Raw genomic sequence first — 7,308 nt, forward strand, 5'->3', positions numbered from 1 at the left:
TTTAATGATGAAGCGGATATTGTTTGTATTGCTAGTTGGAATCACCGTGATTTCCTGTGAAAAGAGTACCGAAAACACCATGAACGTGAGTGGGAACATCAAGGGGCTGAAGAAAGGCACCTTGTATTTACAACAGTTCAAGGACTCCACACTTGCCGTGTTGGATTCTCTGGAGATAAAAGGTGATGGAAACTTCAGTTTTTCCACTGAGGTCGGTGAACCAGAGGTGTTTTATCTGTACCTGAGCAAAGAAGACAATAATGAAATCAATGATAGGATTACTTTTTTTGGGGAACCGGGAAATATAACCATCAACACGGCTTGGAACACATTTGACACCAATGTGGAAATTTCCGGATCAAAGTCTCATGAAAAACTATTGGAATTCTATGAAATGGCATCCAAGTTCAATATAAAGGAACTTACTTTGGTGCAACAAGCTTCATCACCCGAATTTCAAGATGATTCGACAGCATTGGATTCCATCCAGCGATTGATCAATCAAAATACCATTAACAGATATCGTTATGCGCTCAATTTTGGGCTGAACAATGGAAATTCATACGCCACACCATATATTATGATGACCGAAGCAAGTGAGGCCAACCCCAAATACTTGGATTCCATTTACAAGGGACTAACCCCAGAAGTTGCAGCTTCTAGATATGGAAAGGAATTCAAGGAATTTCTTGATAAAAACTAGTTAAGCCTCAAGACTATTGAGCTGTTCCACTAGTTTTGTGGCCTTGTCTTCCAGCTCGGTACGTATGGACTTAAAGTGAGCTTTACTGTTCTCAACTTTTTTCTGGTTGATTTTATCCATTAGGTTGTCGTAAACCTCTATGGCCTCGTCTATTATGACAGTCCCTTCTTCCGACTCTTTGTTTCCGGAACCGGCTTCCCAAATGTATACGGCCTCAATGATGTCTCCCAAAACAAAATTGACGTCCTTTTTTAAATCACGAATACTAGGCATAACGCATTGGTTTTTATTAAAGATACCATTAAATGGTCACTTCTAAAAGTTTTGCTTGGGCGGCATCAATTTCAACATAAGTACTGGAAGCAGAAACCAAAACGGTTTCACCCTTTTTAATTTCAGCACTGCCCCAATCATTTTTGATGACGGCATCACCTCCCACGCACATATAAATGGTAAAGGAATCCCTTTCCCTAAGGTCTTGATCCATAGGTTTTGAAAGTTCCAAAAAATTGGTCTTAAAGTATGGGCAATCCACCATGGAGTTTGTGGCATCGATTTTTTTGGGATAGGATACTTTAAAATCGTCCCTTTTCTTATAATCAATGGCATCTACTGCCAAACTGGTATGTAGCTCCCTAAGGTTTCCATCCTTATCCCTTCGATTAAAATCGAACACCCGATAGGTTATATCCGAGGTTTGCTGGATCTCTGCCAAAAGAACTCCGGCTCCTATGGCATGGATCTTACCTGTTTTTATAAAAAAGGTATCTCCCTCCACGATTTCCTCATAGTTCATTAAATCGGTCAGGTTACCTTCCTCGATGCTCTTTATATACTCTTCTTTTTCAACGTCCCTATTGAACCCAACGATCAACTTTGCACCCGGGTCAGCATCCATAATGTACCACATCTCTGTTTTCCCAAAGGAATTATGTCTTTCTTGGGCCAACTCATCGTTGGGGTGCAATTGAATGGAAAGGTCTTGTTTGGCATCTATGAACTTGATCAATATGGGAAACTCTTTGCCAAATCTATCGACTACACTTTTACCCAAAAGCGCTTCGCCTTGATCTTCCATTAAATATTGTAGCGAAGTACCCGCCAAATGGCCATTGGATACTTCCGAAATATCACCTTCGACTCCCGAGAGCTCCCAACTCTCACCGGTAATATCACTATCAATGGGTTTGTTCAAAACTTCCTTTAGCTTGGTGCCTCCCCAAAGTCTTTCCTTTAGTATGGGCTTAAATTTTAATGGATATAAGTTCATTCTAACCAGTATATGTCACAAAATTTCGCGGTGTTTCGTAGAGTACCACTTCCAACTCTTTTTCTTGATGTATATGGGGTCGCAACTTGTTCCATATGACCACTGCAATATTTTCTGCGGTAGGGTTCAAATTGTTGAATTCAGGTACATCAAGGTTCAGATTTTTATGGTCCAAAGCTTCCTCAACATGTTCCTTTATCAATTCTTTGAGAACCTTTAGATCCATTACAAAACCGGTTTCCGGATCTATCTCGCCGGTAACGCTTACAATAAGGTCATAGTTGTGCCCATGGTACTTTGGGTTATTGCATTTCCCAAAAACGGCTTTGTTCTTCTCCTCGTCCCAATCCGGCCTATGCAATCGATGTGCGGCATTGAAACTGGCCTTTCTGCTTGCTTTTACTTTCATTGTGCCGGTGTATTTTCCATAAGATGATCGTAGAATCGTTCAAAAATTATTTTGAACCAAGCTGTGTACTCCTCAGGATTTTCTTGGATATCGTTCTTAATATCTTCAGGCAACATCCATTTCCAATCCGCTACCTCTTCGGGATTAACATTCGGTTCTCCTTCATAATAACCGACCATGACATGATCGAACTCATGCTCCGTAAGTCCATTATCAAATGGGGCTTTATAGATAAAATTGAAGAGTTCCTTGAGTTCGGTCGCAAACCCCATTTCCTCCATGAGCCTTCGCTTGCCCGCATCTATGTTGCTTTCACCTTCCCGCTGATGGCTACAGCAGGTATTGGTCCATAATAATGGGGAATGGTATTTGTCCCTTGCCCTTTGCTGTAGCATGGTCTCCCCTTTGGAGTTCATCACAAAAACCGAAAATGCCCTATGGAGCAAGGCTTTTTCATGTGCTTCCATTTTGGGCATTAGGCCAATGGGCTCATCCTTTTCATTTACAAGTATCACTTTTTCCTCTCTCATGAGGTAAAAATATGACCTTTAAGACAAATAACCGGTAAGGATCAAAATTTCTTCCTAAAAGAAACGAGGGGATTTCATATTCCCAATATTTCTAATGAAGTCGTATCTAAAAATAATCTCGAATGACCCATCATTAAAGGTGGCAGCACCCAGTTCGGTAATTTCCCTATCGTAGGCCATACCAACCATGATCTGATCAGAAAGCATAAAGCCTACTAAACCACTAAAGGCGGCATCCCACCGATAGGCTACACCGGCGATAAATTTTTCATTGAACATAAAGTTGGCAGAAAGGTCCACTTGCAAGGGCGCTCCCTGTACTGCTTTGGTCAATAAAGTAGGTTTAAATTTTAAAACGGGATTAAGGTCCCAAACGTAGCCCGTGATCAGATAAAAATTCATCTGTTCCTTTGCAGTGGATACGGAAGACGAATCAAAATGTGTGGTCTCCAGAATCCGTGGCGCGGAGATTCCCGCATAGAATTTATCGGTATGATAATATACCCCGGCCCCAATGTTCGGAGAAAATTTATTCTGAATATCTTGCTGTGATTGCAATTGTGGATCTATTTCGAACTCATCAAGTTCGGAGTATCGAATATCCAACATATGGGCGCTTGCCTTTAATCCAAAACTCAATCTTCCCTCCCAACCTGTTTGAATGGTATAGGAGAAATCCACATCAAAATAGGTTTCTGATGTAGGGCCAATTTTATCATTTACGATGGATAGTCCCAAACCAACCCCACGATAACCAACAGGCGTATGCACATTCAATGTTTGGGTTTCAGGAGCACCATCCAGTCCCAGCCATTGGTTGCGATAAAGGGCTGCGATACTCAAATGGCCCCGTGATCCTGCATAAGCTGGGTTAACACTTACTGTATTGTACATGTACTGGGTATACTGTGCATCTTGCTGTGCATGGATATTTCCAATCACCAATAGTAAGAACACTAGCAACCATTTCGTTTTTCCGTTAAAAAGTTTGTTCACCACAGTAACCATTGTTTATCTGTTAATGTATATGTAGCCTGTAAGTTGTTTCATATCACCACCTTGACCCTGATAATCAATAACATAGAAATAAGTACCAACGGGCAATTTATTATCTTGATCTACGGTCACCCTTCCTTGGGAAGTACCGTCGAATACATTCCCACTTGAATTATAAGCTCTTGTTTGGTATACCATAACTCCCCATCTATTATAAATCCTTACGGTATTATTAGGGAAGTTCTCCAGTCCTCTAATCTCCAAGGTATCGTGGACTCCATCCCCGTTTGGAGTAATAACATTGATTACATCGACCTCTTCTTCATCTGTTGTAAACTCACCTAGGTCTGGGTCCAAATAATTAGGTATACCATTTTCATTGGAATCATCATTGGCATAGTTTCCATCGCCGTTAATATCCTCATCTATAGTCTCAATACCATCATCATCATCATCGGAATCCCTAAAATCAGGTATACCATCCCCATCATTGTCTGGCAATGCTGTACTAGGATCATCTATTTCATCATTGACATCGATATCTATCACAGTTTCACCTTCAAAACCGTCATCTAATCCATCATTGTCCTTGTCCGATCCGATCAAAGAAACCTCTGGCACACCATCATGATCATGATCGTGACCTTCAATAGAGTCGGGTACATTGTCATTATCACTGTCTTCATCCACATAATCAGGAATACCGTCATTATCTGAATCTAGAGGAATCAATCCAATATTTCCATCCATTTCGTAGGCATCGTCCAATCCATTGTTGTTGGCATCTACACCACTTGGTGGAATATAGCCCAATGCCTCTTGTGCCTCGACATTGTCAGGTATGCCATCATTATCGCTATCGATATCGAGGTAGTCAGGAATGCCATCTCCATCGGTATCTGTCGGATTGGTCGAAGGGTCATCATCATTATCAGCATTCAAATCTTCAAAACTATCAACAATTCCATCGTTATCACTATCCAAATCAATTCCTGAAGGAGTAACGATAACCGTAATCGTTGCAGTACTACAATTACCATTTGAATCACATACCGTATAATCGAAAGTATCGGTACCTGTAAATCCTGGATTGGGGATATAAGTTATATTGTCGTCCGAAGGATTGTTGGAGGTTCCGTTTTCATTCAATACAATGGTGCCGTTAGATGGATCTGTAGCCGTAATTGTTCCGGAAGTTGGAATATCGTTATCGTTCGCTCTCCAAGAAATTAGAGCCTCTACACCAAGGTCCGTTGACACTGAATCGTCGTTTGCATCAACAATTGGAAGCACATCTACGGTTACCGTGGCAGTGCTACAATCTCCAAAGGCATTACAAATAGTGTAATCAAAACTATCCGGTCCATTATAATCGGGGTTCGGGGTGTAAGTTACAATATCATCGATAGGATCGTTCGCTGTTCCATTATCATCTATGGTAACAGATCCGTTCAGGGGATCGGTAGTCGTTAACACACCCGTTGTTGGTAAGTCAGTGTCATTGTCAAAAATGGGAACGGCAATAAATTCGTCTTCATTGACCACAATTAAATCATCTGTCAAATTCGCAGCTTGACTCATACAAACTACAGTGAAACGTGGCAATTCAGTACTATTCCCTACTTTGGTAATAGTAGCCACATATCGCATTACTGTTTGGGTACTCGTTACAGTAGGTCGTGTTTGGTCTCCACTTAATGCCGGACTCCAACTCACCGTAGCGCCAGAAGGAACACTTGCAGAAATATCCAATACCACTTCATTGTTAGGCGCCTCGCAATCTGTTAAAATAAAGTATCCGGTTGCATTGGAACCACACAAGGTACCGTCATAAGTAGCAAAGTAAACACCCGGTTGGGTTGCTTCAAAAAATGAATCAGTTCCCAAAACAGTTCCCATGTCGGATGCCTCGTACCACTGATAATTATTTTCATCACCTGTATCCGGGGCTTGTAACAAGAACTGTGCACTTGCCAAATTCATTCCCAAAAAGAAAATGAACAGTCCAATGAATAAAGACTTATATGAGGTGTAGGATTTCAAAATCTATTTGTCTTTAGTCATTATTATTTTACTACAAATACCACATTGATCAATGCATTATAATCCGCTGGTTGACCCACAATATCATAAGTCAATACACCATTGGCATCAATACTCATATTAGCAAATACAGTGGGGTCTGCATAGGTTACATAGTAATATAGTTCTGTTGCTCCATAAGTTGGAACTGCTAAAGGTGCTCCTGCACTTGCTACAGTTGGTGTTCCGTACTGGGAAACGTATTGTGCGTACAAATCCACTGTTCTGCCCGTGCCATTGGACGAGGCGTCGATTGCTATTGATGGAGGGTAGAATATTCTTGCAGCTTTCGCTGTTATCGGTGCAATGTCCTGCATAACGTCCTCCACTGTTGTTTCAGAAACACCATCACCATCCACATCTACAGCTGAGTCCAAATTCACTTCAGATGCTATCTGATCGTCCGTATTAATATTAGCCAATGGCACCTGCAAAGTCCCATTGCTATCCTCAATTTCCAAATTTGTTCCATTCACTTCAAAGCGAGTGTTTATCTCGTTGGTCGAGGATAGGTCACCATCCGCGGCGATATGGTCCGCAATGTCGGTTGCGTTGGCTGAAATGGCCGTGGCATTTGTTGTGATCGCAGCGGTGTTCGTGGCTATATCACTTGCGTTGTCCGAGATATCGGAAGTGTTCGTGGCAATATTGTTCGTGTTGGCTGTGATGTTCGACGTGTTCGATATAATATTCGAAGCGTTCGTTGTAATCGCAGCGGTATTTGTTGCTATATCGGATGCATTGTCAGATATGTTAGTGGCGTTCGTTGTGATGGCCGAGGCGTTGGCCGCCACTCCTGCACTGTCGTCAAGGTCGCTAAGGTCCACCGTAACATCGGTCGTGCCCTCGCTGATCGTCAATACGTTGCTCGGAGCGTCCAAGGAAGCTCCCGTGATATCGTCATCGGCCATGCTGTCGACATAGGCTTTGGTCGCGGCATCCTGAGCGTTGGTAGGATCTGCGATGTTGGTGATGGCAGTTCCCCCACCATCGTTACCATCGGCAAGCACCTCTCCCAAATTCTGGATCTCGTTGGTCGAGGATAGGTCACCGTCCGCGGCGATATGGTCCGCAATGTCGGTCGCGTTGGCTGAAATGGCCGTGGCGTTCGTTGTGATCGCAGCGGTGTTCGTTGCTATATCGGATGCATTGTCCGATATGTTAGTGGCGTTCGTTGTGATGGCCGAGGCATTGGCCGCCACTCCTGCACTGTCGTCAAGGTCGCTAAGGTCCACCGTAACATCGGTCGTGCCCTCGCTGATCGTCAATACGTTGCTCGGAGCGTCCAAGGAAGCTCCCGTGATATCGTCATCGGCCA

8 protein-coding genes are annotated in these 7,308 nt (G+C 42.7%); 1 reads left to right on the plus strand and 7 read right to left on the minus strand.

Annotation, left to right across the window (positions count from 1 at the left end):
• Positions 1–4 precede the first annotated feature (4 nt).
• A complete protein-coding gene (locus PY091_RS16900; RefSeq protein WP_275650691.1) occupies positions 5–703 on the plus strand; it encodes a DUF4369 domain-containing protein in 699 nt (232 codons plus the stop codon).
• Here PY091_RS16900 and PY091_RS16905 read toward each other — a convergent pair whose 3' ends face one another.
• The 7 genes from PY091_RS16905 to PY091_RS16935 all read right to left on the minus strand — a co-directional run.
• The gene (locus PY091_RS16905; protein ID WP_275650692.1) at positions 704–976 is read right to left on the minus strand and encodes a hypothetical protein; all 273 of its coding nucleotides are present in this window, start codon (positions 974–976) and stop codon (positions 704–706) included. It lies immediately after the preceding gene.
• 28 nt (positions 977–1,004) lie between these two features.
• Positions 1,005–1,973 (minus strand): type I phosphomannose isomerase catalytic subunit, encoded by a 969-nt coding sequence (locus tag PY091_RS16910; RefSeq protein WP_275650693.1) that lies wholly within the window; start codon positions 1,971–1,973, stop codon positions 1,005–1,007.
• A gap of 1 nt (position 1,974) precedes the next feature.
• On the minus strand, positions 1,975–2,382 hold the full coding sequence (locus PY091_RS16915; RefSeq protein WP_275650694.1) for a 6-pyruvoyl trahydropterin synthase family protein: 408 nt from the start codon (positions 2,380–2,382) through the stop codon (positions 1,975–1,977).
• Complete coding sequence (gene idi / locus PY091_RS16920) at positions 2,379–2,912, minus strand: isopentenyl-diphosphate Delta-isomerase (RefSeq protein WP_275650695.1); 534 nt, start codon at positions 2,910–2,912, stop codon at positions 2,379–2,381. The genes PY091_RS16915 and idi overlap by 4 nt, the downstream gene beginning before the upstream one ends.
• Positions 2,913–2,966: 54 nt before the next feature.
• The gene (locus tag PY091_RS16925; RefSeq protein ID WP_275650696.1) at positions 2,967–3,920 is read right to left on the minus strand and encodes a PorP/SprF family type IX secretion system membrane protein; all 954 of its coding nucleotides are present in this window, start codon (positions 3,918–3,920) and stop codon (positions 2,967–2,969) included.
• Between the two features lie 3 nt (positions 3,921–3,923).
• Positions 3,924–5,951, minus strand: a complete 2,028-nt coding sequence (locus tag PY091_RS16930) for a T9SS type B sorting domain-containing protein (RefSeq protein ID WP_275650697.1) — start codon at positions 5,949–5,951, stop codon at positions 3,924–3,926.
• Between the two features lie 23 nt (positions 5,952–5,974).
• A partial coding sequence (locus PY091_RS16935) for a hypothetical protein (protein ID WP_275650698.1) occupies positions 5,975–7,308 on the minus strand: 1,334 nt, incomplete at its 5' end.

This window comes from Flagellimonas okinawensis (assembly GCF_029194005.1).
GTDB classification, from domain to species: domain Bacteria; phylum Bacteroidota; class Bacteroidia; order Flavobacteriales; family Flavobacteriaceae; genus Flagellimonas; species Flagellimonas okinawensis.